The sequence below is a fragment of the Proteiniclasticum sp. genome, assembly GCF_032054185.1.
GTDB lineage: Bacteria > Bacillota > Clostridia > Clostridiales > Clostridiaceae > Proteiniclasticum.
In genome coordinates this window covers 72,864-98,402 of sequence record NZ_DAMBTF010000007.1, presented here as the reverse complement: position 1 = coordinate 98,402, position 25,539 = coordinate 72,864, and the positions used below count along the sequence as shown (strand labels likewise).

Genomic DNA, 25,539 nt, shown 5'->3' with positions numbered 1-25,539 from the left:
ACAGCACTAAAAGAAAGAAGGCTATCAGAAAAAGAGCTCTTTTTTAGGTGAAATAAATAATAAAGCGATACCATAATTAAAGAAGGAGATGCATGGAAATGTCAGAGAAAAAGAGATTTACAGAGGATGAAGCCAAGGCTTATGGAGAAGAATTAGGCATTGACTGGAAGAAGTTCCATGTGGCTGAGTTTTGTGCAGGAATGAATGTGGAACTGGAACATGGAAGTCAAGATGAGAACACCAATGTCACAAACGATGATCCCCTTACGACTGCAAAGATTGCACTGGCGCATCTCAATGAGTTTCCTGACTATTACACACGTCTGAAGAAAATGGAAGCGGAAGCGGAAGCATACTGGGAAAACAGATCATAGTAAGAAGTACAGTCAAAGCAAAGGATTGTCCAGCATCCGGTGATTTCATTTCTTGGAGAGTATGATGCTCTCCAAGAGCCAACTTTGGCGAGTGGCAGCAGAAGAAAGCCTCAGGGTGGATTTGCCTGTGGTCACAATCTCATTGAGACCTCTTATTGATGAACGGTCTACTATGATATTAAGTTCAGGTTTTTACAGCCTGCAATCAACAATGAGGAGTTGTTAAATGGATAGAAGAACACAGATAATGGAACAGATTGAAAACCTTGATGGCACAAACGCCTTTATCCGCAGAGGAGATTATTTCCTGGTCGCACTTTTGCCGGATATTCTTTCGGAGGGCGAAAATGTTGAAAGAATCGCAAAAGGAATACATTTAAATGTTTGGGGACTGCTGATTGCAACGGACAGGAGAGTCATCTTCATCGGTAAAAACTACAATACGTTGAATGATGTGAATTATGGAGAGTGGACTTATCATGAAATCAGTTCCATGATGCATCAGAAAGGTTTCATTTTCGGGAAGATCATTATAGAAGTTCAAGGTTCGAGAAAGGAGATTCATCAGATTCCAAACAGCCAGGCAAGGGGTTTCTGCGAATATGTGGAAAATCATAGCACTGTACCAGTATAATAACAGCACTTCCTGGAACAGGTAATATAGAGGCAGGCACTGGCTAAGATGCTTTAGGACAGAAATAAGATGATCAGTATAGAAAACGACACGAGAAAAAGACATTAAAGGAAGATTCATCAGAGAATCTATTCCTTTAATGTCTTTTTTAATGATATATAGTTTACCGGTCTCAAACTAGGATGCTTTTTTCTGGGCTCTGTATGAAAGTAGTGTTGAAAATGGAATATTTTCGCAAAATTTGGTATAATATAATTATATAAACTATTGCGGAGGTATTCTCATGCCAACTATAGAATCTATCAAAAAAGATATAAATTCTTTAGGTTATGCAGACAAAGAAGAAATACTAAATTATCTGGAAGAAGTGATAACATTTGGTGCAGTTTCAAAGGAAATCACGAAGAACATCAAGGAATCCAGATTCTCCAAGGGGAAAGTCTGCCCGCATTGCTCACATGAGGAAGTTTCCAGGTATGGGAAATACAAAAACAAACAAAGATATCTCTGTAAGTCCTGCAGAAAAACATTTACTGATTTTACCTTGTCCCCAAAGCATAATAGTAGGTATGATGTAGATATTTGGTTGCATTTCGCAAAGTGTATGATTAATGGATATTCCATCCGTCAGACAGCAGATGAAATAGGAATCAATCCTACAACAGCTTTCTTCTGGAGACATAAGATACTGGATGCACTTCGAGCATATATCGGTGTCGGTAGCGTAGGTGGAGTCGTTGAAGTAGATGAACTATTTTTCAGAGAATCCTTCAAGGGAAATCATAAGAAGAGCAAAGTATTCACGATGCCACGCACATCCCGAAAGCGTGGATTAAAGGGTAAAAACAGCTCTGCGGTGAAAAGGAAGCGAGGAATTTCTTCCGAGCTTGTTTGCGTTGTCTGTGCAAAAGACAGAGTGGGAAATCTCATTACTGAATTGACTTGTAAAGGAAGAATGAGCTATACACACTTAGAAAAGATATTCAATGACAGAATAGAAGAAGACTCCATCATGTGTACGGATTCGCTGAGCAGCTATAAAACCTATGCGAATAAACATGGTGTCTCACTTGTTCAAATCAAGAATGGGAAGTTTAAAGAAGGTATCTATCACATCCAGAACATCAATGCCTTGCATAGCAATTTAAGAGGATGGATGCGAAAGTTCAAAGGTGTATCAACCAAGTATTTAGCTAATTACCTGTATTGGTTTAAATGGCTGGAGTTTTTCAAGAGCGAAAAAAGAGCCTTGAAAAGCAAACAGCTTTTGATACATGCACACTCATCAAACTGCAATGTCAGAATCAAAGATTTTCAAGGAAGGGGGCCAGTTTACATTTAATAAAAGTTAGCTGTCTGGAATATGTATTACGCTCTTTATAACCAAAGTCTAAAATATCACTATCAACTTGAAGGAGGAATCATTTTGGAAGCACTCAGCATACTAATATATATCATCCCAGCTGTGATTTTGTTTCTCATCATTTTCTATGCGGTTAAATTTGCTATCCTTGAAGCCCATAGAGAAATAGAAGAAAAATCAAAAAAAGTGGTCGAAGAAACAAAGAGTTTATGACCTGTAAGGTTGGAGCTTTGTGCAAAATCCACACCCCCTACAGAATACTAATACTAAAAACTAATCAGTATATATTATTATTATAGTCAACGAAAAAGGGGTTCGAAATGAATCCCTTTAATTATGCCTTTTTTCAACACTACTTTCATACAGAGCCTTTTTCTGTATGCCCGGGGACTGTCTCTTTCTGTTTTCCATAATGTAGATATCGGAAATGGTGTTGATGGGACAGATGGTGCACCAGGTTCTTGGTTTGTACACGTAGGAGAGGGTAAGTCCTATGATGGTGGTCGTCATCATCATGGAGAACATTCTGAAGGCCAGATGAGTGATCCACACAGGAATGCCCGTGAGGGTAACCAGCTGAGGAAAGCCTGAGCTTATGGGCAGAATGATCATGAATCTTGGGATAAGCATAGGCGGCATATTACCAAGGGCTACCTGCACCGTGGACATGACTGCAATGGAGTGACTGATGCCGAAGTACACAAGCACTACATATTTCAGTCTGCCTTTGATGAAGGACATGGGGGTTACCTTGCCTTTCTTCTTTCTCTTCCTGCCAAGTGTCATATAGAGACTGGAGCGGGGACAGTAGTTTTGACACCAGGTCTTCTTCGTATCTCTTTGAAGAAGGTAGAAGGGGATGGCCATACAGATCACACCAAGTAGGGCAAAATGGATGTTGACCAGGGCAGGGCAAAAAAAGCCAGGGTAATGGCATACAGATATTTATGATTCTTCAAGATGGTACCTCACTGATTTAATCTTTAGTTTATATTTTTAACCTAAAATGCGGATCCGAGAAGTGTGCCCATAACGGAACCGTATAGAATTGAACGGTAAGGGTTTGAGGAGATCGGGCAGGTGCCGTCACAACCGATAAAGTAGTAATACAGATATCCTGCAAGTCCTCCAATGACGATGCCGATGGCAATCTTCATGATTCTTTTTCTCCTTCTTTTGTCTTTTGCTGTTGTTTCCATAAGTTCTCCTTATATGGGATGAAGAAAAGGATGGCGGAATCGTCATCCTTTCTTGCATCTTATCTATTTAGGGGAAAGTCAGTTCTTAAGGCTTAGGAAATTTTTTCCATGGTGTTCAGGAACTCCTGGATAGGCTGGTTACCAAGAAGGTCATACTGATCATTGATGACAATCTTAGGCACACCTGAAACATTATGCTTCATGGAAAGCTCTCCGAAGGTCTCCGCTTCAATCATCTCAGCATCGATCATAGGGTTCATCAGGGCAAGCTTATGGGCTTTCTGCACTGCTCCTGGGCAGTGAGGACAGCTGAGTGTGACAAACACCTTGATGTTCATCGGCTTGTCGATCTTCATGATTCTTTCTTCCAGTTCCTTAGGCATCTCACTTACGTGACCGGAAACTTCAAGAAGTGCAGGAATGAAAGAGTTGATTTCGTGTCCTGCTGGAATACCGTTGAACTTCACACCATGATATTCCTTATTGCTGTCAAGAAGTACGATGGATGGTACCATCTTAACATTGTACTTTTCTGCAAGATCGCTGTTCTTCTCCATGTCGTATTCCACTAGATGGAGCTTGTCGCTCAGCTCTTCCACTTCCTGCATATAGGCTTTTGTCTCTTCGCAAGTAATGCATTCGCCTTCTTTTGTGAACAGTGCGATGGTCACATCGCCCTTAAGTTCCTCAAATACTTCTCTAAGCTGACCCTGGATTTCTTCATTGAACATTTTCATTATTTTATTTCCTCCGTAAAATTAAATTGTGGCAGTTGCTCGTTTTCTGTTGTCTGCAGTACTGATGATTCAGTTGTTTTCTTCGCATTGAGATATTCACTGACAGCAAGTGCGGCTTTAGCACCATCACTGGCTGCAATGATGATCTGCTTGAAAGGGAGAGTAGTCACATCGCCGGCAGCAAAGACGTCTTCGATGCTGGTATGGTTTTTCCCGTCTACAATGATCTCATTGAAATCATTGAGCTTAAGTATATCCTTAAACGGTCCGAGGTTTGGTACATGGCCGATTTCAATGAAAAGGCCATCAGCAAAGAGCTCATACTCCTTGTTGTTTACCTTATCCAGTACCCGGATTCCTTTCATGGCTGTTTCGCCGAAGATCTCCAGAATCTGGGTTTCCAGATGAACTGTGATTCTGGGATCCGCATAAAGTTTTTCCACAAGGATGCTGTCGGCTCTCAGCTGACTTCTGTGTACTAGGGTCACGGAGTTTGCAACTTTTGCTACATCCAGTGCCGCTTCAACAGCGGAGTTTCCTCCACCTGCGATGAGCACATCCTTGTTTTTGAACAGCGGGGCATCACATATGGCACAGTAGGCTACGCCTTTTCCTGCATAGGTGTCTTCTCCCGGTACATCAAGATGCCGAGGATCAGATCCTGTGGCGACCATGATGGTCTTCGCTTTGAAGATTTCTCCTGAATAAAGCGTCAGAAGATGAAGCTCTCCGTCTCTTGAGTGCATGATGACTTCGCTGTCATCCTTTATGGGCACTTCAAGGGTATTGACATGCTCAAGGAATTCTTCTGCAATGGCTTCGCCGCTCATTTCTTTGATGCCCAGATAGTTCTCTACAATGGATGTGTCAAGAAGTAGTCCACCTTTTCTTTTGGTGATGATCCCGACTTCCAGACCTTTTCTTCTGGCATAGAGCGCAGCGTTTAACCCTGCAGGCCCTCCGCCTACAATGAGAAGATCGTAGATTTTTTCCATATCCAGACTGTTTTTGTCTTTTTTCGTAAAATCGCTTTTCAGGTCTACCTGAAAGGAAAATGCCATATTATAACCTCCCGCCGCTATTTACTGTCCAGGGACAGTACTTGAATTGATTATCGGATTAAGTGCATGTTTCCATGCCTTACTTCTCACATGCTGTGTTTAAAATCTTGCAGATGCTGGATTCAGAAAGTCCTCCAAATAGGCTGCCCAGTTCCTTCAGGGACAGGGTGGAGTTTTTTCTGAATTTCAGAATCAGCTCGTTTCTCAGTTCCTTCTCTTTCAGGAGTTCAGTTAAGCTCATTCCTCTTTCAAGGGTCACTTGAAGCAGCTTCTTCTGTGCTTCGTCTATGGTTTCGATACAGTTTCTGCAGTCTTCTTCTTCAGATTTTTTACTTAAACCTGTCAGGGGAGATACCCAATCCAGTTTAAGGGGATTATTCAGGTCGTAAGTGCAGAAGCTGTTAAAGATGGTTTCACTGTCACCTTTTTCATGGATCTTTTTAATGACGTTTTCGGTGCTGGTCGTATCTTCGAGCAGAGTGCTTTTATACCTGTCCTTGAACAGGGGCTCCCTGGTATCAAGATACATGGCGTATCCGATATTGATGCTCTTCATGACTTTACTCATGTCCGCACCGTTAAGATCAAGAACCAGATGGTAGGTGTTGTCTGACAGAAGGCAGTAAGCATACAGCCTGAACTGGAACTTTGTCTGAGCCCGTCTTAAGATTTCCAGAAAATGTTTCCGGTCGTCGTCTTCTTCAAAGAGAACACGATTCTTTCCGCCGGACTGTGTAATATGGAAAGTCCCATAGGGATCTTTAATTCTTGCCTGTCTTGCCAACCGTTTCACCTTCTTTCCATAAAGAATATAACATACCTCAAAACAAAATTCAAGTACCGTCCCCATAAATTTACTGAGCTTTTTCAGAACGTTAAGCATATGTTCATATAGAAGGCAGTAAATGCTTAAATAATGAGGCAGGAGCGTGACTTATGGGAAAAGCGAAAATCTATCTATCTCCAAGCAGGCAGCCAGGTAATCTTTATGCCACAGGAAACACAAATGAAGAGAAAGAAATGGTTAAACTTTCAAAGCGCATCAAAAATATTCTTGATGAGGAGTATTTCTGTGAGACGCATCTTGCGACGCTGTCTCTTGATATCGGAGCTGAGGGAAGGCCAAAAGAGGCGAAAGGGAAAAACTGCGATATCTACCTAGCCATCCATTCCAATGCTGGAGGGAAAGGTAAAGCCTCAGGTGCTGTTGCGCTTTACCACCCGAAAAGACCTGACTCGAAACTCCTGGCTGAGTATCTTGTCATGGAGCTGAACAGTATCTGTCCCATAAAAAGCAACAGGTCAGAGGACCTTGTAGACGGGATGGCTGCTTTCCAGGGGAAAGGCTATGGTGAAATCAGGGTTCCTGCAAAGCTTGGCATGACACCGGTTCTCATGGAAACAAATTTTCATGATCATCCCGCTATTTCAGAATGGATGACGAAGAATACAGAAACCATGGCAAGAGCTTATGTCAATGCTCTTGTCAGATTCATGGGACTTCAGATCCGAACTCAAGCAGAAGAAACAGTCAAAGAAGATGAGAGTGAGAAACTTTATCGGGTTCAGGTGGGTGCGTTCAGAAAGAAGGAAAATGCGGAGATTCTGGCGCTGAGGCTACTTAATGAAGGATTTGAGGGGTTCATAAAATTCTGTTAAGCCCTGATTCCGGAAAGTTGCATTCAATAGTGGTCTCATTTAACTGTCTGAGCCACAGCAAAAAATAAAGAATATAAGGAACGGTGATACTGATAAATCGCTGTTCCTTATTACGATGAATAGTTCTGCATACGCAAAAAAGCCTCTCCTGATGTAAGGAAGAGGTTTTTCTGCTTCTATGTATGTGTTAGGGAGATACATATGAAATAGGCTTGTTGGTAACCTATTTGTTAATATATTAACACGATTTGCGAGCGACGTAAACACTTTTTTGTGATATTGTCGATAATATTTTCTGTAATCGTCATATAAAGCCCATTTATGGCCTCAAGCAAGAAAGTTGTAGAGAGTCGACATGGTTATAAAATTAACAATATTTATGAGGCTCAAGCATATCTTGCGGTGTAAACAGTCTGACTGGCAAGAAGGATGAAGTCAATCTGGTCTAATTATTCTAGATTTGTGTTTATCTTCTCTACAAATAGCTTAAAATAGGAATAAGAGATGATCTATGCTGTTAAATGACTGGTTCAGACAGCGGGGAGGAAAAGTATGCATAAACGTTATGTGGATACCTATACTGTATTCGATGTTGAGACACCCAACCGAAAAAATGATTCCATCTGTTCCATCGGTATCGTAAGGGTAGAAAAGGGAGAGGTGGTCTTTGCCCGGCATTACCTTGTTGATCCTGAAGATTCCTTCGATTCCTTCAATGTTTCGATTCATGGAATCTCAAGGTCCATGGTGAGAGGGCAGCCGAAATTTCCGGAGCTCTGGCGTGAGATTTCAGGCTACTTCCTGGATAATGTACTCATTGCCCATAATGCGAGCTTTGATCTTAATGTACTGTCAAAGTGCATATCAGGATGCGGGCAGGAAATTCCAGAGCTTTTCAGCCTCTGCACCATGAAGCTTTCAAGAAGATTCTACAGCGAGCTTGGCAGTTTCCGGCTGAACAGCATGTGTGACTATTTCCATGTGGATCTTCTGAATCATCATAATGCGCTGGATGATGCCCTGGCCTGTCACGGATTATTTTCGTGTCTAAAAGAGAGGCATGAAATCACCCTTGAGGATGTCGGTCTTTACCGGATGAATGCAGAAAAAACTGTGGGTAAGCTGGACCGGGCAAAGAGTGAAAAGGCGCTGAACGAACTGTCTGGTCTCATCAGGGGATTTGCTGCAGACAAAGTGGTGGATGATTTGGAAATGGTCAGGCTCAATCACTGGGTCACAACCTACAGGAAATACAGAAAAAGCACACCCTTTGACCGGATCATTCCCCTCATCGACGAGATTCTGTCCGACGGTATCGTGTCTCGAAATGAGCTTCATATACTTACGACTCTATCGACGGATATTGAGGATGAGTCAGAAAAGCTCGGCGCTTATTCAGGAAGTACTTCCGATCTTCAGGTTTTCAAAAGCATGCTGGAAGGGATCCTTGTGAGCGGGGAGCTGACAAAGGAAAAGCTGATCCACCTGAAAAGCTGGATGGATGAGCACTTGTCTCTTTCAGGAGTCTATCCCTATGATGAAATCAGAAGTCAGGTTATAAGGATACTGATCCATGAAACAAGGGAAGGCTATGCTGCACTTAAGCGTATTTTTGATGAATGCATCGACCCTGTGAAAAATTCAGGGAATGAATGCTCTGATTTTACCGGGAAGACCATCTGCCTCACTGGCAACTTTGTGAGCGGCTCCAAGGAACAGATTGCGGCACTTCTTGAAAGGTGCGGGGCAGCTGTATGCAGCACAGTGACCAGGAAGACAGATGTCCTCATTGTGGGTGGAGAGGGAAGCCGGGAGTGGAGCTTCGGCAACTACGGAACAAAGGTGAAGAAAGCCATGGAAATGAAAGCAAAGGGAATAGAGATCGACATCATCACAGAAGAGGAGCTTTCAGGATTTATTATGATCAACTGTCTGTCACTCTAGGAATGGAGGGGAAATTAAGAATGGACAATGAAAAGAAGACCAATCGCCTGATTCATGAAAAATCACCCTATCTTCAGCAGCATGCCCATAATCCCGTCAACTGGTACCCCTGGGGAGAAGAAGCCTTTGAAGATGCCAGAAAGAGGGATAAGCCGGTATTCTTAAGCATCGGCTACTCAAGCTGTCACTGGTGTCATGTCATGAGAGAGGAGTCCTTTGAGGACGAATCAGTGGCAGAAATGATCAATGAGCATTTCATTCCCATCAAGGTGGACAGAGAAGAAAGACCCGATGTGGACCATGTGTATATGAGCTTCTGTCAGGCTATGACCGGGCAGGGAGGATGGCCTATGAACATCCTCATGACAAGCGACGGCAAGCCCTTTTATGCGGTAACCTATCTTCCGAAGAATCCGCCTCCGGGACACATGGGGATCAGAGATCTGATCAGTAATATCAGTGCGCTCTGGAAAAATGAACGAAGCAAAATCCTTTCAGCAGCAGAAAATGCCGTGCAGGTAGTTTCCGAGACGGTATCGGAATATCAGGAAGGGGAGATCTCTCCTGAGGTTTTCGAAAAATGCTTCATGACCCTCAAGGAGGCTTTCGATCCCATCTATGGCGGTTTCAACAAGGCACCGAAGTTTCCGACTCCTCAGCATCTTCTCTTTCTTCTGAGATACTGGAAAAAGGAAAAAGATCCTGTGGCTATGGAGATTGCTGAAAAAACGCTTATGGGGATGTACAAGGGAGGGATCTACGATCATGTGGGCTATGGATTTTCCAGATACTCTGTGGACGAGAAATGGCTGGTTCCTCATTTTGAGAAGATGCTCTATGACAACGCACTGCTCATAAAAGTGTATGCAGAATGTTATGCGGCAACAGGAAGAGAACTGTATCGTCAAATCGCAGAGGATACCATGGAATATGTTCTACGAGAGATGACTGCGGATCTAGGAGGATTCTTCAGCGCAGAGGATGCGGACAGTGAAGGAGAAGAAGGCAAGTACTACCTGTTTGCAAAAGAGGAAGTTCTGAGTGTGCTTGGAGAGAAAGAAGGCGCCTGGTTTGCTTCTTATTATGGCATAACGGATGAGGGCAATTTTGAAGGAAAGAACATCATCAACCTTATCCATCAGGATCTGCCGGATCTTCCTACAGAAGACCTGAATGAAAGAAGAAAAGCGATGGTCAAAAAGCTGCTTGAGTATCGGGAGAAAAGGGTAAAGCCGGGTAAGGACGATAAGATCCTCTCATCCTGGAATGGACTGATGATCGGAGCCTTTGCCTATGCAGGAAAAGTATTCCAGGAGGAACGCTATATCCGACACGCTGAAGGAGCTCTTCATTTCATCAAGGAGCAGATGATGGATGAAAAGGGAAGTCTCTACGCATCCTACAGAAACGGAAGAGGGACCCAAAAGGGATTTCTTGAGAGCTATGCGTATCTCTGTTATGGGGCATTGTCCCTTCATGAGGCAACCCTTGATAACGGGTATCTGAGGTTTGCTTCAGAGCTTGCTGACAGAATGATTAATGATTTTCTTGATGAAAAGGATGGAGTATTCAGGATGAACAGCAGCGACCACGACAGACTTGTCATGGTGGCAAAAGATGTCTACGACTCTGCACTGCCATCTGGAAATTCCATGGCGGCAGTCGCGCTGACTAAGCTCTGGAGCATTACAGGAAAGACCGAGTACAGGGATATTGTGACCAGGCTATTTGGAACCCTCGGCGGAGCAATCATGAAGGACCCTCAGGGATTTACATATCTTCTGACAGGCTATATGACGCTTGTGGAAGGACCAAAGGAAGTGGTGCTTTCAGGGAAGAAAGATGATGAAACTATGCTTGAGATGAAGAAGTATCTTGGCGCTCAGTACCTTCCTGATTATACTTTTGCAGTTCATTCTCCAGAAGATAAAGAGCAGGATGAAGATCTCTTTACGCTATGGAGAGATCTGGAGGATGGAAAGACAACAGCCTACGTCTGCGAGAACTTCATGTGTCATATAGGTGTTCAGGAACTGTCAGATCTCAATAAACTTATTGAAAAAGAGAAATAAGGTATAAAGACGATAATAAGGCTCATGAACCGGAATTTGAATCCGTTTCATGAGCCTTGCTTTAATTTAGTATATTACTGACTTACTGGGATTGGGATGAGAATGGGCTCATCAAGTGTATACTCCGGTCCAGCGACCTGAATGAGCTCCAGGGTATCATAATTGTCGTCTGTAATAGAGTAAATGTGGGTGGTACCATTTTGTGTTTTAATGTCATTTGTTTCAATAAACTTTTCATCTCCCAAGGTGAAGCTGAAGGGGGGGTAGGGATAAAGCTCAGATGCCTTGAAAGTTAAGATGATCTCTCCATCCGCTCTAGTTATATCCGTGAGCTCAATTCCTTCAATTTCAGGACTCATGGTCTTTTTGTTCATATCGATACTGGTTCTGATATCCACGTTTTTTGGTTTTATGGCATATCGGTCTATGCTTATGCTTCGAGATTTGGGAGGATTGAAGTAGTCGCTTGTGATGTGGATGGTCTGTCTTCTGACTCCATCATAGTGTTTCTGAATATAAGCATAGCTACCGAGTGATGACTTTATGCCATCTTCAACTAGGGAAAGGCGAAGTTCCAGATCATGAGTGTTCTCTTCAGGAAACTCGAAGATGATTTCCGAACGTACCGGATAACTGATCATTTCCTTGAACAGAACCTTCTGCCCTTCTATGGTCACTTCTTTATTTAGCGGATATATGACGGGTGCCTTGAAATCATCCAGATTAAGGGTGAATTTATATGAATCCAATGCAAGAAGTTTATGGCTTTCTGCTCCATACTTCACTGGAATACTCTGCAGCTTTCTGAGGGAAACCGAGAGCTCAAAGTTTTTAGGGAGCTTTTCAATCGTCTTCTGTCCAGGATATGTACTTTCTATGATTTCGAGCTGCAGTTTCAGAAGAGAATCCTGCCCTTCAGTATAGGTGCCTCCATAGCTGAAGAATCCGCCTGAAATAAAGTTTCCGTTGGAAAGATCTGTAAGATGATCTATGCTGACATCGTAGAATTCATTATCTGCGGTTTCAAGATCAGGCATTTCAAGGAAGAGGACAAGATTGCGGGAATCTGCAATGACATAAGGAAGCTTCAGTTCAACCCCATCATTTTCTGCCTTTAAATTCACGTACTGGATGTTTCGGTTTTCCACAGCGCTTCTTAGTGATTCATTGTACATGACCAGTTCCGATATCTTAGATAGGAGAGGAATCTCTGAAACTGTCCTTGCAAAAACAATGCTTGTGTTTACGATGATCACAAAGAGCATTGCAGCTGCTGCTGTAGGAATCGTAGTAAAGAGGAATTTCTTCTTTCGCGATTCTTTTTTTATTCGCTTTTCCAGTCTTTCTGATGTTCTATAGAGCTCTTCCGGGTATTCAGAGGAAGCAGCCTGATATTCATTCCAACGTTCATGACTTTTCTTCATTCAAATTTCCTCCTTCCTCGTCCATGAGTTCTATACGCAGTACTGACAGTGCCTTTCTGGCTCTGGTTGATACTGTGCCTTCTGGTACATCCAGAAAAGCTGCAGTTTCTTTGATGGTCATGTCTGCAAAATATCTTAAAATAATGACTTGCATCAGTTCCTCAGATAGGGACTGGATGGCGATTTTTGTGGGTAGGGATATGGTTTCAGAGGTTTCATCCTCGATATTTGGAGGGGTTTCGTAGAAAGTAAGTGAACTTCTTTTTTTCAGCATACGGCAGCACTCGTTCATGAGGATCCTTGTAAGCCATGTCTTGGCATATTCAGGCTCTCTTACGGATTTTCTGCCGGCATACCCAAGATATACCGCTTCATCTATGGCTTCAAGGGCAAGCGCTTCATTCCCGAGGTAGCCGTAGGCGATGCGGTACATGGCTTCTCTGTGCTCTTCAATGAGCCTGATGTATTCTTCTTTATCTATTCCTTTTTGAGAAAAGCAACCCATTTTTCGCCCCCTTTACCTATTAGAGTGTTCAAGTGGTGATTTTCATTTCAGTTATGGAAATTATTTTAAAATTATTTTAGAATAGTGAAAATGATAAAAGGGATTCGAGTGAATCCCTTGATTTTGGTTAATTTGAGGTGTAACCAGTGCTGATCGCTAGTTGAAATTTCATCCAGTATACTCAGTATGGTTAAATTATGTGTTTTTATCACACTTCCAATATATCACGATATACTGGAACGGTCGACTATAATATGTCAGCCTGAAGAAATTGCATTCAGCTCATCGTATGTTAGAATACAACTTTAATTGTTAGTATGCATTTTTTGGGATTTTCTTCTTCTCATAAAGACTCTGGCAGTAGTCCACATTACAAGCAACCCAAATACAACATAGAAGAAATTGAAATCAATATTGAAATATTGCAATACATAAACCGCAAGTACTAAAATGATAAAAAATAAAGCGGATTCAATGATCTCAGATAGTATCATTTTCATTGGTTGCCCTCCCCAAAAGTATTGATGCTTTAGCTCATCAGTTATTTAGATCCCATTTCTCATAGATTTTAATATTATTCTTACTAAGATACTGATTTATTGATGCATAGTCCTTGTTTTCGTAGGCTTCTTTGTTGTCTTTAATTACCTTTTCTAGTACTTCAGGCTGTATTGCAGCTCTTTCACCGGCAAAGAGAGCCTTTATTTCTTTTTCAATAGTTGTAACCCTATAGTTCTCTTTGCTTACAACAAGATAGGCATTATCTTTGATTCTTTTTATCATGTCCTGCATCTCATTATGTGAAGGAGATTTTTCGATTAGAAATTCATCTGTCAAATCTTTTCCATCATGGGTTACGATGACATATTCTATACTTCCTGGAAGATTTGCGAGTGTTTCATTAATAACTGAATACAACTTACTTCGAATCTGTTCATCTGGTTCTGCATTATAGGTTAGTGAGCTCTCATAAATTGGAAGTACAGTACCATCTACAACTATATTTCGGTTGTAGAATGTTTGTTCTGCGTTTTTACATCCTGAAACGATTATTATGCTGATGATCATTAATATTAATATAATGCTTTGTTTATATTTCATCGATTTTCTCCTCTGTGAATCAGTATAATGGTTTCGTAGTTATTTATATAGGACGCGATAAGGTGTCAATAAACCCTTCATAAACTATATCATCAATTGTTTATTACATCCCAGACTTTTATATTATTCTTCCTAAGATACTGATTAATCGCTTCATAGTCTTTACTTTCGTAAGCATCCATATTGTCTTCAATTATTTTATCCAGTGTTTCAGGAAATACCTGGCGTTTCCCATCAAAAAGCGCTTCGATCTCTTTTTCGATGGTGGTTACTCTGAAGTGTTTCTTGTTTACTACAAGATACCCATCTTCTTTGATTCTCTTTATCATATCCTGCATTTCCATATGGGAAGGTAATTGATCAACAAGAAAATCTTCAGTGAGATTTTCTCCATCATGGTTCACAATGATATAATCACTACTATTTCCTGGAAATTTTGAGATATGCGCATTCAGAATCGAATAAAGCTGACTTCTTATCTGCTCCTCAGATTCAGCATTATAGGTCAGTGAACTTTCGTAAAATGGTAACACCGTACCATCAACAACTATGTTTCGACTGTATAATGCCTGATCATCATCTTTGCATGCAGAAACACTTGAAATAGTTATGATTATTAAGATCAGGATGAAATGCTTTTTGAGTTTCAAATCGTTCCTCCTCTATGTTTACATATACATAAATAACAGATTTGACGCAGTATCCATTTTATACAGAGCCTTTTCTAAATTGTGTGTTTCTTGATCAAACAAAAGATACACCTTCGAAGTGTATCTAATGTTTAGCTCTAATAAGCGAATCTTTGCGGTGTGAATTAACCGAAAAGATTCATGGCGAACCAGTAGATAACATATAAAACGGCGAGAATTGCAAAGATGCCGCTGATGTTTCTCCAGAGTCTTTTTCTCTTCTGAGCTTTATAGGAAAAATCTTCATTGTCTCTGGCTTTCTCATCCGGAATTTCCAGCCTGTTCTTCTCTTTTCTGGCCTGTTCTTTGATTTCCACTTCCTGGCCGACTCTGTTGGCGACATGTCTGTTCTGATCAAAATTGAACATTATTCCACATCCTTTTAGGTTTATTAGGGAGTAGGTTCAAATGCTTCAGGGACATCAATTACGGTCCCTATGGGTTCTTTCAAGGGTATTAAGTGATTATTGTTCTGTCCATGTAATCTTAATGTGATTGTACCATGGATTTCTTCCTCGAAGACATAGGATACTGTAGTGTTTTCGCTTCCACCGCCACTATAAGAACCGTGAGGGAGGTACTTGTATTCGCCTTCTTGAGTTTTGTACTTGAAATGAAAAGGAGAACTGTATGGGTCATTTTTCTCTATGAGGAAAGTTAAAAGAGACTTTTTTCCGGAGCTGACCATGGACAACTTTATTCCTTCAATGCTAGGACTCATTGTCTTCTGTTCAAAATCTACAGTAATGTATTCCGCTTGCTTGTCCAGAAGGTATACACCTGTAATTATGAGATCTGCAGCGTATGCTCCAGATCTCATGGACTGAGAACCCAAAGCTATACTATGAATACGAAAATCCTTATCATACATGATAGAGGATAAATCGTCAGTGATTACAGCACCTGTTTCAGCATCAACAAACATACCTTCAAAACCTGTAATCCGATGTGTATTGTCAGGGTCTTCTGTGATAATAAGATTTGTTGAAAGTGGACTTCTTTCGATGGAATTTAAGTGCAGTCTGTTTCCAGAAAGCGTCAGTGTTTTATTGATTTCATTGTTCTTTGTCCTGGACATCTTCTGGAGAGAAGTTTCAAAGGAAAACTCCCCTAAATCTTCTGTACTAATAAGTTTCATACCGTGAGTAGAGCTGAACTCTCTATGTTCGATTGATGCAGAGAGTATAAAGCCCATTTCATCAGGAAAATGCATTTCTGGACCTGGAGGCAGCAATCCGAAGAGGCTAAGATAGTTATGTTCAAAATAATCAGGATAAGCGCTGTTTTCAGGAAGGAAGGCGGATGTATAGTCTTCATTGGTATTTATGTCGTAAACATTGAGAACAGTCACTACAAGCCTGTCATATCCTTCCAGCTTTATGTATTCAGGGAATTGAAGATATAGCGATATCTTTTTATCATCCGATAAGGCATATTGAAGAAAAAGCTGATGTTCTCCATTGTCAGAGACCAGCCCCAGTTCTTCAATTTGATCTTCATAGTTTGAACTGAACATCATACTGGTGAAAAGCTCTTTGAGCACAGGAATCTTCCTTAGACTTTCCGCCCATGCCATATCGGTATTTGCTGTGATGAACATGAAGAGCACAAGAAGGCTTGTCACGGCAGAGCTGATTTTTATACGAGAATTTCTTCTTTCTTTTCTGAACCGTTTGTCAAAGCGGTCTTCAACACCAGAAAGTTCAGTGGGTTCAGTGATATGATCTTCGATCAGATTCTTAAGGTTTTCTTCATATGGATTCATGGCGAATTCCTCCTTCCATGGAGATGAGATCTTCCTTCAGAAGTTCAAGGGCCTTCTTTGTTCTGGTGGCTACAGTGCCCTGAGGAAGATCAAGAAAAGCCGCAGTGTCTTTTACACTGTAATCTGCGAAATACCGGAGGATGATGATCTCCTTAAGAGCTTCGGGGAGTTCTTCCACCGCTGATCTTAGGGACATGGAGATTCTTGTGTCATCTGATCTGGTTTCAGGAACTTCTCCGGAAACGATGACTCTTTTTCTGCTTCTTAAGATTTTATGACATTCATTGATGAGAATCCTTGTAAGCCAGGTTTTTAAATACTCCGGCTCCTTCAGCTGCTTCATGTTGGCATACCCGAGGTATACCGCCTCATCCACTGCTTCCATGGCATCGGCTTCTGATGAAAGGTATCCGTATGCGATTTTGAACATGATGGATTTATACTCCGTGATGAATGTAAGATATGATTCCTTATTAAGCGGTCTTTTTCTGAATATCCCCAAAATCATCCCCCCTTTAACCGTTAGAGTATTTAGACCATTATTTTTATTTAAATTTAAGACTTTTTTTCTTTTAATATGATTTCAGTATGGTATTATAGATTAGCTAGAAAAATATATGTAGCTGTTAAGACTTATTATATATCAATATATGCGCTCAGAACAAAGGGTTTTCAGGTTCACAGAAAGTTAGAAATTTGAACTTTAAATGTGACTCTTGAATCGATTCTGTAAAAATTATGAACATTGTTTCCGAATGCTTAAGGTGACATGAAGCTATTCTTAAACATGAGTCGAAAACACAATATTCATGATTTATTTTGTTATGATGTAGGCAAAGGTAAGATAATAGGTGCAGTATGCACGAGGTGAGGAAAATGAATCGACTGATTAAAAAACTGACATTAAACAAATGGGTACTTCCACTGCTGATGGTAGGGATACTTTATATGAAATCCCTGTTCCTTCTGGTCACATTGTATGATGCGAGCCCGAGGGTGCTGATCATGAGCTTACTGAGCCTTGCGCCGATAAGTGTAATCGTCTCGTTCTCCTTCCTCTTTGAGGGAAGAAAGAAACTGTTCTACTTTTTCGCAGTGAATGTATTCTACTCATTCCTTTTCTATGCAGACATGACCTATTTTGATGGTCTGAACAGATTGTTCAGTCTATATGTTCTGTATCTGAAAAACATCAGTACTGAGTTTGCTGCAAGTACGAGTGAATACTTCATGAATCTTAACTTCCTTGTTTTTCTCGACCTGCCTGTATGGCTCTTTATGCTCTTCAGAAGCAAGAAGGTGATCGATAAATCCTTACTTACAAAAGGACAGGAAGCGATGCTGAAAAGGATAATGCTTTTCGGAACAGCATTTGCCATGAGCTTCATTGTCATGCTCACACAGATGTTTACAGTAAGAAGGACAGTGGGTATAGAAAACTACGAAAATCATGCACTGATGCTCTCGCCTGTAGGTAACCACATGATTAATATGGCTTCCTATGTGGTGGACCGGGTGAAAAGTCTTGACGAAGACGAACTGGCTTCTATAAGAGGATGGTTCAATATGAACGAGTCTCATTTTAATGTTGATGAGCAGTACAAAGATCTTCAAGGTGTGCTTAAAGGAAAAAATATCATCGTCGTTCATTTTGAATCACTTGAGAGCTTTGCACTCGATTATGAGTTTGAAGGTAAAGAAATCACACCCAATATCAATAAACTGATGAAAAACGGAATCAGCTTCAGTAATGTTAAAGAACAGACTCAGGAAGGCGTAAGTTCCGATGCTGAGCTCATGTTTAATACAGGCCTTTACCCAACACAAAAGGGTAGTGCGTTTATGAGCTACGGCGAGAATGAATACTTTGCACTGCCGAAACTTCTGAAGAAAAGTGGATATGAAACCATGGCGATCCACGGGGATATGGCAGAGTTCTGGAACAGAGACATTGTCTACCCCAATATCGGAATCGACAGATATATCGACGAAGAATTATTTGAAGATAAACGGTACAGCGGTCTTGGGATCCTGGATGAATCGCTCTTCAAGCAGTCTCTTAAAGAGATCGGTAAAGCAGAGTCTCCCTATTACTCCTATGTCATGACCGTTACTTCCCATACCCCTTTCACCATAGAAGAAGAACACAGATATCTGGGTATCCCGGAAGGCGAGAACAATGATGCTGGATATCTTGAGAGTATTCATTACACAGACTATCATCTCGGCAAGTTCTATGAAGAACTGGAAAAAAGAGGAGAACTGGAGAATACAGCCATAGTGGTATTTGGCGACCATGAAGGTATCCATAAGTACCACGAATCCGATTTACCCGACAATGAAAAGAAAGTACCTTTCTTCATCCATGTACCAGGCATGGAACCCATCAGTATCGATACTTTAGGCGGACAGGTGGATATGCTTCCTACTCTTCTATATATGCTTGGAGTTGATGAAGAACTCTATGCGGACAAGGTCATGGGCAGCAATCTTCTAAGAGAAGGAGAAGGTTCGGTTATCCTTGCAACAGGAGAGATCCTTGGAGAACCTCACGACCGCGAACACCTCGCGAATGCACCGCTCATTTCAAATCTCATCATCACTGGAGACTACTTCGGCAGGTCCGAGATTGACGTAGATCTGAAAAATGAGATCGTGAATAAAGAAAGAGACAATGACACCTATCTGGACTGACAGAAGTCCGTCCGGTAAACAAGAAAAAAGAAAAAGACATAAAAAAATGACGCTCCTTTTGGAGCGTCATTTGCTTTTCAAGAATTCTTCGGGAATCTCAATTCCGTACTGCTCTTTTGTCACTTCCAGATAGATGTCCAAAAGGTCCTGTTTCTCTGTGATTTTCAGAATGAAGAAGGCAGAGAAGAGAGAGGATTTGTAAGTCTTATGCCTCATCTTGTACTCCGCAATCCCTTTCCGGTAATAAAGAGAATTCAGACCATGGGTGGTCTCCTGGCTCAGACAGTAATCTATGCCTTCTTTGGCTACTTTAATGACTCTTCTGTGGTTGTCCTCCAGGTGGAAGTTGTAGCAGAGGTTTGTATAGATCTTGATGATCAGGAAATTCTGGTACTTGGCAGTGACACTGCCTCTTAGTCTGTCCAGGATGAAGTAGAGAATCTTTGTGCTTAGGGGAACCTCCTCATCCTCAGCGATGAGTATGGACAGAAGAAGCAGAATTCGAAGCTCGATGTAGCTGTATTTATAGTTTTTAAAGTCGACCAGTTTGAATTTGGGTATGGTCAGCTTAAGCGCATCAGTCAGGATGTTTCTTGCATCTTTATGGTCACTGGAAAATCTTGAATGATAGAGCGATGCCCCTCTTATGAGCAGGAGAAACTGTATGACTTCATTAGGGTTTACGATGGAAGACTCATTCTCTCCGGTAAAGCTCTTTCTGATGTCTTCCTCAAGTTTCTTCATTTTCTGGTCATCATAAGTGGTGATGATGTCATCCAGCTCGTCATGATATTCCGTGAGCAGTCTGTTTACTCTGGCATTCTTAAGAAGCTCCAGAAGGTCTTCCTTATATATGGAGGAGAGAAGTTCCAGGGTCTCATATCTTGGAATGACTTCTCCTTTTTCAATTCTTCTTAGTGCATCAGAACTGACACCGGCCAGATTCTGGATGTCCACCTGGCTGAGTCCCAGGATTTTTCTGATTTCTTTCAGTTTTTCTCCAAACTGTATCAAATTGTAGCTGATAAACATGCGGATCCCTCATTTTCAATCTTATGTTCTTATTGTAAATCATATGTATTATAAAGTATATCCCTTTGAAATAGAAGAGTTCTTATTTTTTTGCAGTTCTCTCTATATGATGAATAATCCTATGAGAAAAGGTGATATGAGATTTTCTCATTTATCCATTGACTGGAATGACCTGACAGCAGGGCGCCATGCTACAGTTATTTCTAATTTATGCAATATTTACATAATTTTATACACTTTAATGAATAAGGAGTGAATTGCAGTCTCAAACGGAACGTTTGCACGTTTTCATTGAGATTTAAGTGTTTTTGAACAAAATACCCCTGAAATCCCGAAGAAGTTCGGGGTTTAGTCAGAAAATTTAGACGTATAATGTGAGTATAAAATCAATACCATAGTATAAAGGAGGAAAATATTGTGTTCAAAAAGTTTATTGCAAAGACTCTGGTGACTGTCCTACTACTTAGTACTGTTCTATCCGTTAACGCTTTTGCAGGAGAGAATGATATTCCTCGTATGTTCCAGCGTATCAATGTCATAACAGTAGTGAAATAGGAAAGACAATAAAGTCAATCACTGGTATAAAACGTACATGTCATCCAATAACATGAAAAGGAGGTTCAATATGAGTATTCTACATGCTAGAGAGAAATGGTTTAATGTAGTATCTTCTATGAACTACGCCTTTAAAGAAAGTTATGCAGCACATGAACGTATTTATCCCTTGGCGCCTGACAGGAGGAACTTCGATTTTGAAGAAGCTGCTGATCATGCTGACCAGAAATCCATCTGTATGAGAAAAGTGAACTGCATAAAAGAAAAGAAGAAGATACTTAAGGACATCACTATAGATATTGAGCCTAAAAAGAAATACCTTGTCCTGGGGGATGAGGAATCCGGGACTGAAGATTTGATCAGAATACTGACAAAAGAGGAAACATCCTATGAGGGGAACATCAGCATAAAAGACATGGATCTCAGAATGATCGAAAATCATCTGCTCAGACGAGAAATTTCTCTCATCAGCAGCAGTATCCCGGTAATCAGAGGTTCTCTTTTTGATAATGTGACAATTCACGGGAAATATGATTGGATGAAAGTTAGGGATAGTATGGGAAAAGTAGGACTGCTTAATTTAGAAAACGAAAATGGAGAAGTGCTTGAGGCCGAAGAGCTTAGTGATATCGACAAGAAAAGGATATCCATTGCAAGGGCTCTGGTGAATCACTCATCCATTCTGATTTTAGATGAAACCGCCGGTTCAGAAAACAATGAACAGGATTATGAGATCGAAGAACTGATCCTGAACATGAGGGAGATGACCGTTCTTTCCATCAGTCACAGGCTGACAAAGTCTCTCATGGAGAAATACGACAGGATCTTTATCCTGGATCAGGGACATATTGTGGAAGAGGGCACCTTCAGTGAACTGCTTCTGAACAATGATTATTTCTACAATCGCTATGTTTCCAGCGAAACATAGATTTTGTATAAGGGCACATGAATAGATGATTGTTTCACTCTCCTTGGTAAAAATAGTCTTTAATTAACCTTTGTGCCCCTTAAAAACGACTCTAAAATAAATCATCCCATAAGAGATTCTCTGAATGGATTTTCCGGAAAATGGAAGAAACATTTGGAGAATCTTTTTGTTTTTCCAGGAGAAGAATCCGATTCATAGCCGAAACGTATTGAGCATCAGTGGAAATAGCTGAATTGTGAAAAGATAGATTAAATGTTAAACACCTGTTGACGTTTACAGATTTCGTGCTTATAATGATTGTATACATTGTATACGACGAATACAATCTAAGGAGGAATGAAATGAATAAATTTTCATTACTCTTTACCAACTGCAAGGTCGGTGGAGTGACCATCGAGCAGGTGTTCAGGAGACTGATTCCATTCTTTATCGTCACTGCGGTTATCCTGCTGCTTGTCACCTTCATACCGGCACTGTCCCTGACACTGCCGCAGATGCTTGACCTGATAAAATAGGAAGGACTATTATAGAAGTAAAAGAAGGGGAAGGTGAATACAGATGATATACAGCAGCATCAGCACATGGAAGAGAGAAGAGAAGATCTATGGGGATAGACTCCATAAGGCTTTAAGTTATCTTGAAGAGATGATGAAAAAGGACGTGGCGGATGAAAAGTTTGTCATTGACGAAGATAAAATCTTCGGATTTGTCACAACTGTAGAGACGGAAGAAGTTTCTGCTCGTCGTCCTGAGTCCCATAAAAGACACATCGATATCCAGTTTCTCATGGAGGGAAGGGAAAAGATCGGCTACATCAGAAAGAATGATGATCTTAAGGTTATTTCAGACCTTCTTGAAGAAAAGGACAACTGCTTCTATGACGGAAGCATTGACGGAGAAGTGTTTCTTGATCTTAAACCAGGAGACTTCGCAGTATTCTTTCCGGATGATGTGCACAGACCACAGTGTATCGCCTCAGAGAATACGGCAATCAGAAAAGCTGTGATCAAGATCAGGGTGGATTAAGACCTGACCGATCATACTGAAGATGAAGCGCCGAAGGTAAAGGCCATAACTTCCCGCTTAGAAATTCCAGGCATTTTAAAGTGAGACCTGAAGAAGGATGATTTTCATCTGCAGGTCTCACTTTTTCTATATTGGGAGAAAGTGGAATGAGGGTCATCAAGCCTGTCGGATTTCCTTATGAGGAGGAATCTGCACGTACTGAGCATCAGGAAGAGAAACGAAAATTTCTTCAGCCTGGATAATGTGGTATTCACATGACGAGCGGGTGAATCTTCTATGAATATGATGGAATTCTGGTTGATATAATGTTTCATAAAGGTTACAATGATTGTATATGATGTATACAATTACATGAGTAAGGAGGTCCACTATGGAAATGTTTTCATTAAAAGGCAAGGTAGCAATCGTGACAGGTGCACGAACAGGTCTTGGTCAGGGCATCGCACTTGCACTAGCTGAAGCTGGAGCGGATATTATAGGCGTAGGATCCACAACCCTCGATGAGACAGAAAAGCTCGTAACAGAAATGGGCAGAAAGTTTCATGGCATTTCGAAAGATCTTCACAGCATCGAGTTTGTCGAAGAGATCATCAAAGAAGCGGTCGAGAAAATGGGACATGTCGATATCCTTGTGAACAACGCCGGAATCATCAGGCGTGAAGACGCACTGGAGTTTTCCGAGAAGAACTGGGACGATGTCATGGACATCAATCTGAAAACCGTATTTTTCCTCTCACAGGCTGCGGCCAGACAGTACATGAAGCAGGAAACAGGCGGAAAGATCATAAACATCGCATCTATGCTTTCCTATCAGGGCGGTGTACGAGTGCCATCCTATACTGCGAGCAAAGCAGGAATCAAGGGCATCACCATGGCCATGGCCAATGAATGGGCAAAGTACAACATCAACATCAATGCCATTGCCCCGGGCTATATGGCAACGGACAACACAGAAGCACTGCGGGCGGATGAAAAGAGAAATCAGGACATCCTTGACCGGATCCCACAGGGCAGATGGGGCACAAAGGAAGACATCGGCGGCCCTTGCGTATTTTTAGCATCTGAAGCATCCAGCTATATGAACGGATTTACCGTTGCCGTCGACGGCGGCTGGCTGGCACGATAATTTTAGGAGGAAAACAGCATGAAATTAGAGACCAGATATTCCAATCATCCCGAGGATTCAAAATTCTACACCACAGATGAACTGAGAGACCACTACCTCGTTGAAGAGGTATTTGTGGATGACGAGGCAAACTTTGTCTATTCACACAACGACAGAATCATTGCAGGCGGAATCAAGCCAGTAAACGGAGGCGTTGTTCTTGGTGCGGGCAAGGAGCTTGGCACCGAATTCTTCTTCCAGAGAAGAGAAGGCGGAATCATCAATGTCGGCGGAAAAGGCAAGGTCAAGCTTGACGGAGAAGAGTTCGAGATGGGTCAGTATGACGGACTGTACATCGGTATGGGCACAAAGGATGTGGAGTTTAGAAGCGAAGACAAGGAGAATCCTGCGAAGTTCTACTTCAACAGCAGCCCAGCCCATAAGAGATATGAGACAAGGATTATTACTCTGGAACAGGCGAAGAAAGTGCACCTTGGCAATCCCGAGAATCTCAACAAGAGAACCATCAACCAGTATGTCCATCCTGATGTATGCGAAAGCTGTCAGCTGGTCATGGGCATGACGAACTTCGAAGAGGGAAGCGTATGGAACACCATGCCTGCCCATACCCACGAAAGAAGAATGGAGGTATACTTTTACTTCAATCTGAAGAAAGAGGATATGGTCTTCCATATGATGGGACAGCCTCAGGAAACAAGACACATCATCGTGAAGAACGAACAGGCAGTCATTTCTCCAAGCTGGTCCATTCACTCAGGCGTAGGAACAGGAAAGTACACCTTCATCTGGGGTATGTGCGGAGAGAACATCGAGTTCACCGACATGGATCATGTGGACATGCAGGAAATGAGATAAACAGAAAAATATTTAGCTAAAGCGGCAGTATATGCTGCATTACAAGGAGAGAAAGTGTCATGGATAGAAACTCGGCATATAAACTGAATACTGTGGGCGATGATGTCTATGAGCTCATGAAAAGAGAGATCCTGAATCTTTCCATCAAGCCGGGCACCATGGTGACGGAGCAGGTAATCTGCGAGAAGTACAACATCTCAAGAACGCCCAGCAGACACGTGCTCCAGAGATTAAGAGACGAAGGGCTCATCTTTTCCATACCCTATAAGGCAAGCTATGTATCGCTTCTTGACCTTGACAGCATAAAGCAGCTCATCTATATGAGAACGGCCATTGAGTCAAAGGTCATAAAGGATGCGATTTCGCTCAATCATGAGGATCTCATCACCCGTCTGGAACGAAGCCTCAGGAAACAGGAAGAGCTGCTTTCCAAGGACTTTTCACCAGAAGAGTTCTATGAAATGGACAGCGAGTTCCATGAAAACTGGTTCATCGAGACGGACAAACTCATCGTATGGCAGGAAATCCAGAAGCTTCTAGTGCACTACACAAGGTTCAGAATGCTGGACATTGTTGTGGTCAAGAACTTCTATGCCATATTCGAAGAGCACAAAGAGCTTGTCAGAATCATCAGAGAAACCAGAACGCAGGATGTGGATGATATGATCACAAAGCATCTTTACGGCGGGATCGAAAGACTCGGCGACAGAATATCCGGTGAGTACAGAGATTACTTCATCGAAGCATAGGAAGATCAATAAGATGAAAAGGTGGACTTAAGAGGTCTGCCTTTCAT

At 41.6% G+C, this 25,539-nt stretch carries 28 protein-coding genes; 15 read left to right on the top strand and 13 right to left on the bottom strand.

The genetic code is table 11. The features are described from left to right. Positions 1-98 precede the first annotated feature (98 nt). The 4 genes from RTX25_RS05790 to RTX25_RS05775 all read left to right on the top strand — a co-directional run bounded on the left by RTX25_RS05790 (position 99) and on the right by RTX25_RS05775 (position 2,584). Entirely contained in the window at positions 99-374 is a 276-nt protein-coding gene (locus RTX25_RS05790; protein WP_312651664.1) for a DUF5661 family protein, read from the top strand. A 226-nt stretch (positions 375-600) separates the two neighbouring features. After that, positions 601-1,008: a PH domain-containing protein gene (locus tag RTX25_RS05785; RefSeq protein WP_312651661.1), complete on the top strand. Its 408-nt coding sequence runs from the start codon at positions 601-603 to the stop codon at positions 1,006-1,008. A 283-nt stretch (positions 1,009-1,291) separates the two neighbouring features. Further along, positions 1,292-2,350, top strand: a complete 1,059-nt coding sequence (locus RTX25_RS05780) for an IS1595 family transposase (RefSeq protein ID WP_312651658.1) — start codon at positions 1,292-1,294, stop codon at positions 2,348-2,350. An 84-nt stretch (positions 2,351-2,434) separates the two neighbouring features. After that, positions 2,435-2,584: a hypothetical protein gene (locus RTX25_RS05775; protein ID WP_312651653.1), complete on the top strand. Its 150-nt coding sequence runs from the start codon at positions 2,435-2,437 to the stop codon at positions 2,582-2,584. A 117-nt stretch (positions 2,585-2,701) separates the two neighbouring features. Here RTX25_RS05775 and RTX25_RS05770 read toward each other — a convergent pair whose 3' ends face one another. The 5 genes from RTX25_RS05770 to RTX25_RS05750 form a co-directional block, all read right to left on the bottom strand. Beyond that, complete coding sequence (locus RTX25_RS05770) at positions 2,702-3,247, bottom strand: 4Fe-4S binding protein (RefSeq protein WP_397428521.1); 546 nt, start codon at positions 3,245-3,247, stop codon at positions 2,702-2,704. 125 nt (positions 3,248-3,372) lie between these two features. Continuing rightward, positions 3,373-3,570 carry a DUF6132 family protein gene (locus RTX25_RS05765; protein WP_312651647.1) on the bottom strand — a complete coding sequence of 66 codons (198 nt, stop codon included), beginning with the start codon at positions 3,568-3,570 and terminating at the stop codon, positions 3,373-3,375. Between the two features lie 92 nt (positions 3,571-3,662). Further along, positions 3,663-4,307, bottom strand: a complete 645-nt coding sequence (locus RTX25_RS05760; RefSeq protein ID WP_312651644.1) for a protein disulfide oxidoreductase — start codon at positions 4,305-4,307, stop codon at positions 3,663-3,665. Next, positions 4,307-5,368, bottom strand: a complete 1,062-nt coding sequence (locus RTX25_RS05755) for an FAD-dependent oxidoreductase (protein ID WP_312651641.1) — start codon at positions 5,366-5,368, stop codon at positions 4,307-4,309. Before RTX25_RS05755 ends, RTX25_RS05760 begins: the two co-directional genes overlap by 1 nt. 79 nt (positions 5,369-5,447) lie before the next feature. After that, positions 5,448-6,152, bottom strand: coding sequence for a transposase (locus tag RTX25_RS05750; RefSeq protein WP_312651638.1), 705 nt, complete (start codon positions 6,150-6,152; stop codon positions 5,448-5,450). Between the two features lie 152 nt (positions 6,153-6,304). Between RTX25_RS05750 and RTX25_RS05745 the strand changes: the two genes are divergently transcribed. From RTX25_RS05745 to RTX25_RS05735, 3 genes are all read left to right on the top strand, one after another. Continuing rightward, complete coding sequence (locus RTX25_RS05745) at positions 6,305-7,027, top strand: N-acetylmuramoyl-L-alanine amidase (protein WP_312651636.1); 723 nt, start codon at positions 6,305-6,307, stop codon at positions 7,025-7,027. Between the two features lie 552 nt (positions 7,028-7,579). Continuing rightward, positions 7,580-8,971: an exonuclease domain-containing protein gene (locus tag RTX25_RS05740; RefSeq protein WP_312651633.1), complete on the top strand. Its 1,392-nt coding sequence runs from the start codon at positions 7,580-7,582 to the stop codon at positions 8,969-8,971. Positions 8,972-8,991: 20 nt separating this feature from the next. Beyond that, positions 8,992-11,043, top strand: a complete 2,052-nt coding sequence (locus tag RTX25_RS05735; RefSeq protein WP_312651630.1) for a thioredoxin domain-containing protein — start codon at positions 8,992-8,994, stop codon at positions 11,041-11,043. 74 nt (positions 11,044-11,117) lie between these two features. On the opposite strand, the gene RTX25_RS05730 is transcribed toward RTX25_RS05735, so the two are convergent. The 7 genes from RTX25_RS05730 to RTX25_RS05700 all read right to left on the bottom strand — a co-directional run bounded on the left by RTX25_RS05730 (position 11,118) and on the right by RTX25_RS05700 (position 17,029). Beyond that, positions 11,118-12,467, bottom strand: a complete 1,350-nt coding sequence (locus tag RTX25_RS05730; protein ID WP_312651627.1) for a DUF4179 domain-containing protein — start codon at positions 12,465-12,467, stop codon at positions 11,118-11,120. After that, positions 12,451-12,972 carry a sigma-70 family RNA polymerase sigma factor gene (locus RTX25_RS05725; RefSeq protein ID WP_312651624.1) on the bottom strand — a complete coding sequence of 174 codons (522 nt, stop codon included), beginning with the start codon at positions 12,970-12,972 and terminating at the stop codon, positions 12,451-12,453. The genes RTX25_RS05730 and RTX25_RS05725 overlap by 17 nt, the downstream gene beginning before the upstream one ends. Positions 12,973-13,509: 537 nt before the next feature. Then, positions 13,510-14,073: a hypothetical protein gene (locus RTX25_RS05720; RefSeq protein ID WP_312651621.1), complete on the bottom strand. Its 564-nt coding sequence runs from the start codon at positions 14,071-14,073 to the stop codon at positions 13,510-13,512. Between the two features lie 92 nt (positions 14,074-14,165). Beyond that, complete coding sequence (locus tag RTX25_RS05715) at positions 14,166-14,723, bottom strand: hypothetical protein (RefSeq protein WP_312651618.1); 558 nt, start codon at positions 14,721-14,723, stop codon at positions 14,166-14,168. Between the two features lie 164 nt (positions 14,724-14,887). Continuing rightward, positions 14,888-15,130, bottom strand: coding sequence for a hypothetical protein (locus RTX25_RS05710; RefSeq protein ID WP_312651615.1), 243 nt, complete (start codon positions 15,128-15,130; stop codon positions 14,888-14,890). 23 nt (positions 15,131-15,153) lie between these two features. After that, entirely contained in the window at positions 15,154-16,527 is a 1,374-nt protein-coding gene (locus tag RTX25_RS05705) for a hypothetical protein (protein WP_312651612.1), read from the bottom strand. Next, a complete protein-coding gene (locus RTX25_RS05700; protein WP_312651609.1) occupies positions 16,514-17,029 on the bottom strand; it encodes a sigma-70 family RNA polymerase sigma factor in 516 nt (171 codons plus the stop codon). The genes RTX25_RS05705 and RTX25_RS05700 overlap by 14 nt, the downstream gene beginning before the upstream one ends. A 374-nt stretch (positions 17,030-17,403) precedes the next feature. Here RTX25_RS05700 and RTX25_RS05695 point away from each other — a divergent pair, with 374 nt between their 5' ends. After that, positions 17,404-19,221, top strand: a complete 1,818-nt coding sequence (locus RTX25_RS05695; RefSeq protein WP_312651607.1) for a sulfatase-like hydrolase/transferase — start codon at positions 17,404-17,406, stop codon at positions 19,219-19,221. 66 nt (positions 19,222-19,287) lie between these two features. Here RTX25_RS05695 and RTX25_RS05690 read toward each other — a convergent pair whose 3' ends face one another. Then, entirely contained in the window at positions 19,288-20,253 is a 966-nt protein-coding gene (locus tag RTX25_RS05690; RefSeq protein WP_312651605.1) for a helix-turn-helix transcriptional regulator, read from the bottom strand. Positions 20,254-20,670: 417 nt separating this feature from the next. On the opposite strand from RTX25_RS05690, the gene RTX25_RS05685 reads away from it, so the two are divergent. The 7 genes from RTX25_RS05685 to RTX25_RS05655 all read left to right on the top strand — a co-directional run bounded on the left by RTX25_RS05685 (position 20,671) and on the right by RTX25_RS05655 (position 25,492). Continuing rightward, positions 20,671-20,808 carry a hypothetical protein gene (locus tag RTX25_RS05685; RefSeq protein WP_312651603.1) on the top strand — a complete coding sequence of 46 codons (138 nt, stop codon included), beginning with the start codon at positions 20,671-20,673 and terminating at the stop codon, positions 20,806-20,808. Between the two features lie 70 nt (positions 20,809-20,878). Beyond that, positions 20,879-21,736, top strand: a complete 858-nt coding sequence (locus tag RTX25_RS05680) for an ABC transporter ATP-binding protein (protein WP_312651600.1) — start codon at positions 20,879-20,881, stop codon at positions 21,734-21,736. Between the two features lie 341 nt (positions 21,737-22,077). Next, entirely contained in the window at positions 22,078-22,251 is a 174-nt protein-coding gene (locus tag RTX25_RS05675) for a hypothetical protein (RefSeq protein ID WP_312651598.1), read from the top strand. Between the two features lie 43 nt (positions 22,252-22,294). Next, complete coding sequence (locus RTX25_RS05670) at positions 22,295-22,762, top strand: YhcH/YjgK/YiaL family protein (protein ID WP_312651596.1); 468 nt, start codon at positions 22,295-22,297, stop codon at positions 22,760-22,762. A 370-nt stretch (positions 22,763-23,132) separates the two neighbouring features. After that, on the top strand, positions 23,133-23,888 hold the full coding sequence (gene kduD, locus RTX25_RS05665; protein WP_312651593.1) for a 2-dehydro-3-deoxy-D-gluconate 5-dehydrogenase KduD: 756 nt from the start codon (positions 23,133-23,135) through the stop codon (positions 23,886-23,888). A gap of 18 nt (positions 23,889-23,906) precedes the next feature. Beyond that, on the top strand, positions 23,907-24,743 hold the full coding sequence (kduI, locus tag RTX25_RS05660; RefSeq protein WP_312651592.1) for a 5-dehydro-4-deoxy-D-glucuronate isomerase: 837 nt from the start codon (positions 23,907-23,909) through the stop codon (positions 24,741-24,743). 59 nt (positions 24,744-24,802) lie between these two features. Next, on the top strand, positions 24,803-25,492 hold the full coding sequence (locus RTX25_RS05655; protein ID WP_312651590.1) for a GntR family transcriptional regulator: 690 nt from the start codon (positions 24,803-24,805) through the stop codon (positions 25,490-25,492). The last annotated feature ends 47 nt before the right edge of the window (positions 25,493-25,539 follow it).

Coding starts and splice junctions, on each gene's coding strand:
- RTX25_RS05655 (WP_312651590.1), top strand. CDS start 24,803: ATGGATAGAAACTCGGCATATAAACTGAATACTGTGGGCGATGATGTC.
- RTX25_RS05670 (WP_312651596.1), top strand. CDS start 22,295: ATGATATACAGCAGCATCAGCACATGGAAGAGAGAAGAGAAGATCTAT.
- RTX25_RS05680 (WP_312651600.1), top strand. CDS start 20,879: ATGAGTATTCTACATGCTAGAGAGAAATGGTTTAATGTAGTATCTTCT.
- RTX25_RS05690 (WP_312651605.1), bottom strand. CDS start 20,253: ATGTTTATCAGCTACAATTTGATACAGTTTGGAGAAAAACTGAAAGAA.
- RTX25_RS05765 (WP_312651647.1), bottom strand. CDS start 3,570: ATGGAAACAACAGCAAAAGACAAAAGAAGGAGAAAAAGAATCATGAAG.
- kduD (WP_312651593.1), top strand. CDS start 23,133: ATGGAAATGTTTTCATTAAAAGGCAAGGTAGCAATCGTGACAGGTGCA.
- RTX25_RS05695 (WP_312651607.1), top strand. CDS start 17,404: ATGAATCGACTGATTAAAAAACTGACATTAAACAAATGGGTACTTCCA.
- RTX25_RS05735 (WP_312651630.1), top strand. CDS start 8,992: ATGGACAATGAAAAGAAGACCAATCGCCTGATTCATGAAAAATCACCC.
- kduI (WP_312651592.1), top strand. CDS start 23,907: ATGAAATTAGAGACCAGATATTCCAATCATCCCGAGGATTCAAAATTC.
- RTX25_RS05725 (WP_312651624.1), bottom strand. CDS start 12,972: ATGGGTTGCTTTTCTCAAAAAGGAATAGATAAAGAAGAATACATCAGG.
- RTX25_RS05705 (WP_312651612.1), bottom strand. CDS start 16,527: ATGAATCCATATGAAGAAAACCTTAAGAATCTGATCGAAGATCATATC.
- RTX25_RS05740 (WP_312651633.1), top strand. CDS start 7,580: ATGCATAAACGTTATGTGGATACCTATACTGTATTCGATGTTGAGACA.
- RTX25_RS05730 (WP_312651627.1), bottom strand. CDS start 12,467: ATGAAGAAAAGTCATGAACGTTGGAATGAATATCAGGCTGCTTCCTCT.
- RTX25_RS05755 (WP_312651641.1), bottom strand. CDS start 5,368: ATGGCATTTTCCTTTCAGGTAGACCTGAAAAGCGATTTTACGAAAAAA.
- RTX25_RS05675 (WP_312651598.1), top strand. CDS start 22,078: ATGAATAAATTTTCATTACTCTTTACCAACTGCAAGGTCGGTGGAGTG.
- RTX25_RS05760 (WP_312651644.1), bottom strand. CDS start 4,307: ATGAAAATGTTCAATGAAGAAATCCAGGGTCAGCTTAGAGAAGTATTT.
- RTX25_RS05790 (WP_312651664.1), top strand. CDS start 99: ATGTCAGAGAAAAAGAGATTTACAGAGGATGAAGCCAAGGCTTATGGA.
- RTX25_RS05785 (WP_312651661.1), top strand. CDS start 601: ATGGATAGAAGAACACAGATAATGGAACAGATTGAAAACCTTGATGGC.
- RTX25_RS05710 (WP_312651615.1), bottom strand. CDS start 15,130: ATGTTCAATTTTGATCAGAACAGACATGTCGCCAACAGAGTCGGCCAG.
- RTX25_RS05720 (WP_312651621.1), bottom strand. CDS start 14,073: ATGAAATATAAACAAAGCATTATATTAATATTAATGATCATCAGCATA.
- RTX25_RS05745 (WP_312651636.1), top strand. CDS start 6,305: ATGGGAAAAGCGAAAATCTATCTATCTCCAAGCAGGCAGCCAGGTAAT.
- RTX25_RS05780 (WP_312651658.1), top strand. CDS start 1,292: ATGCCAACTATAGAATCTATCAAAAAAGATATAAATTCTTTAGGTTAT.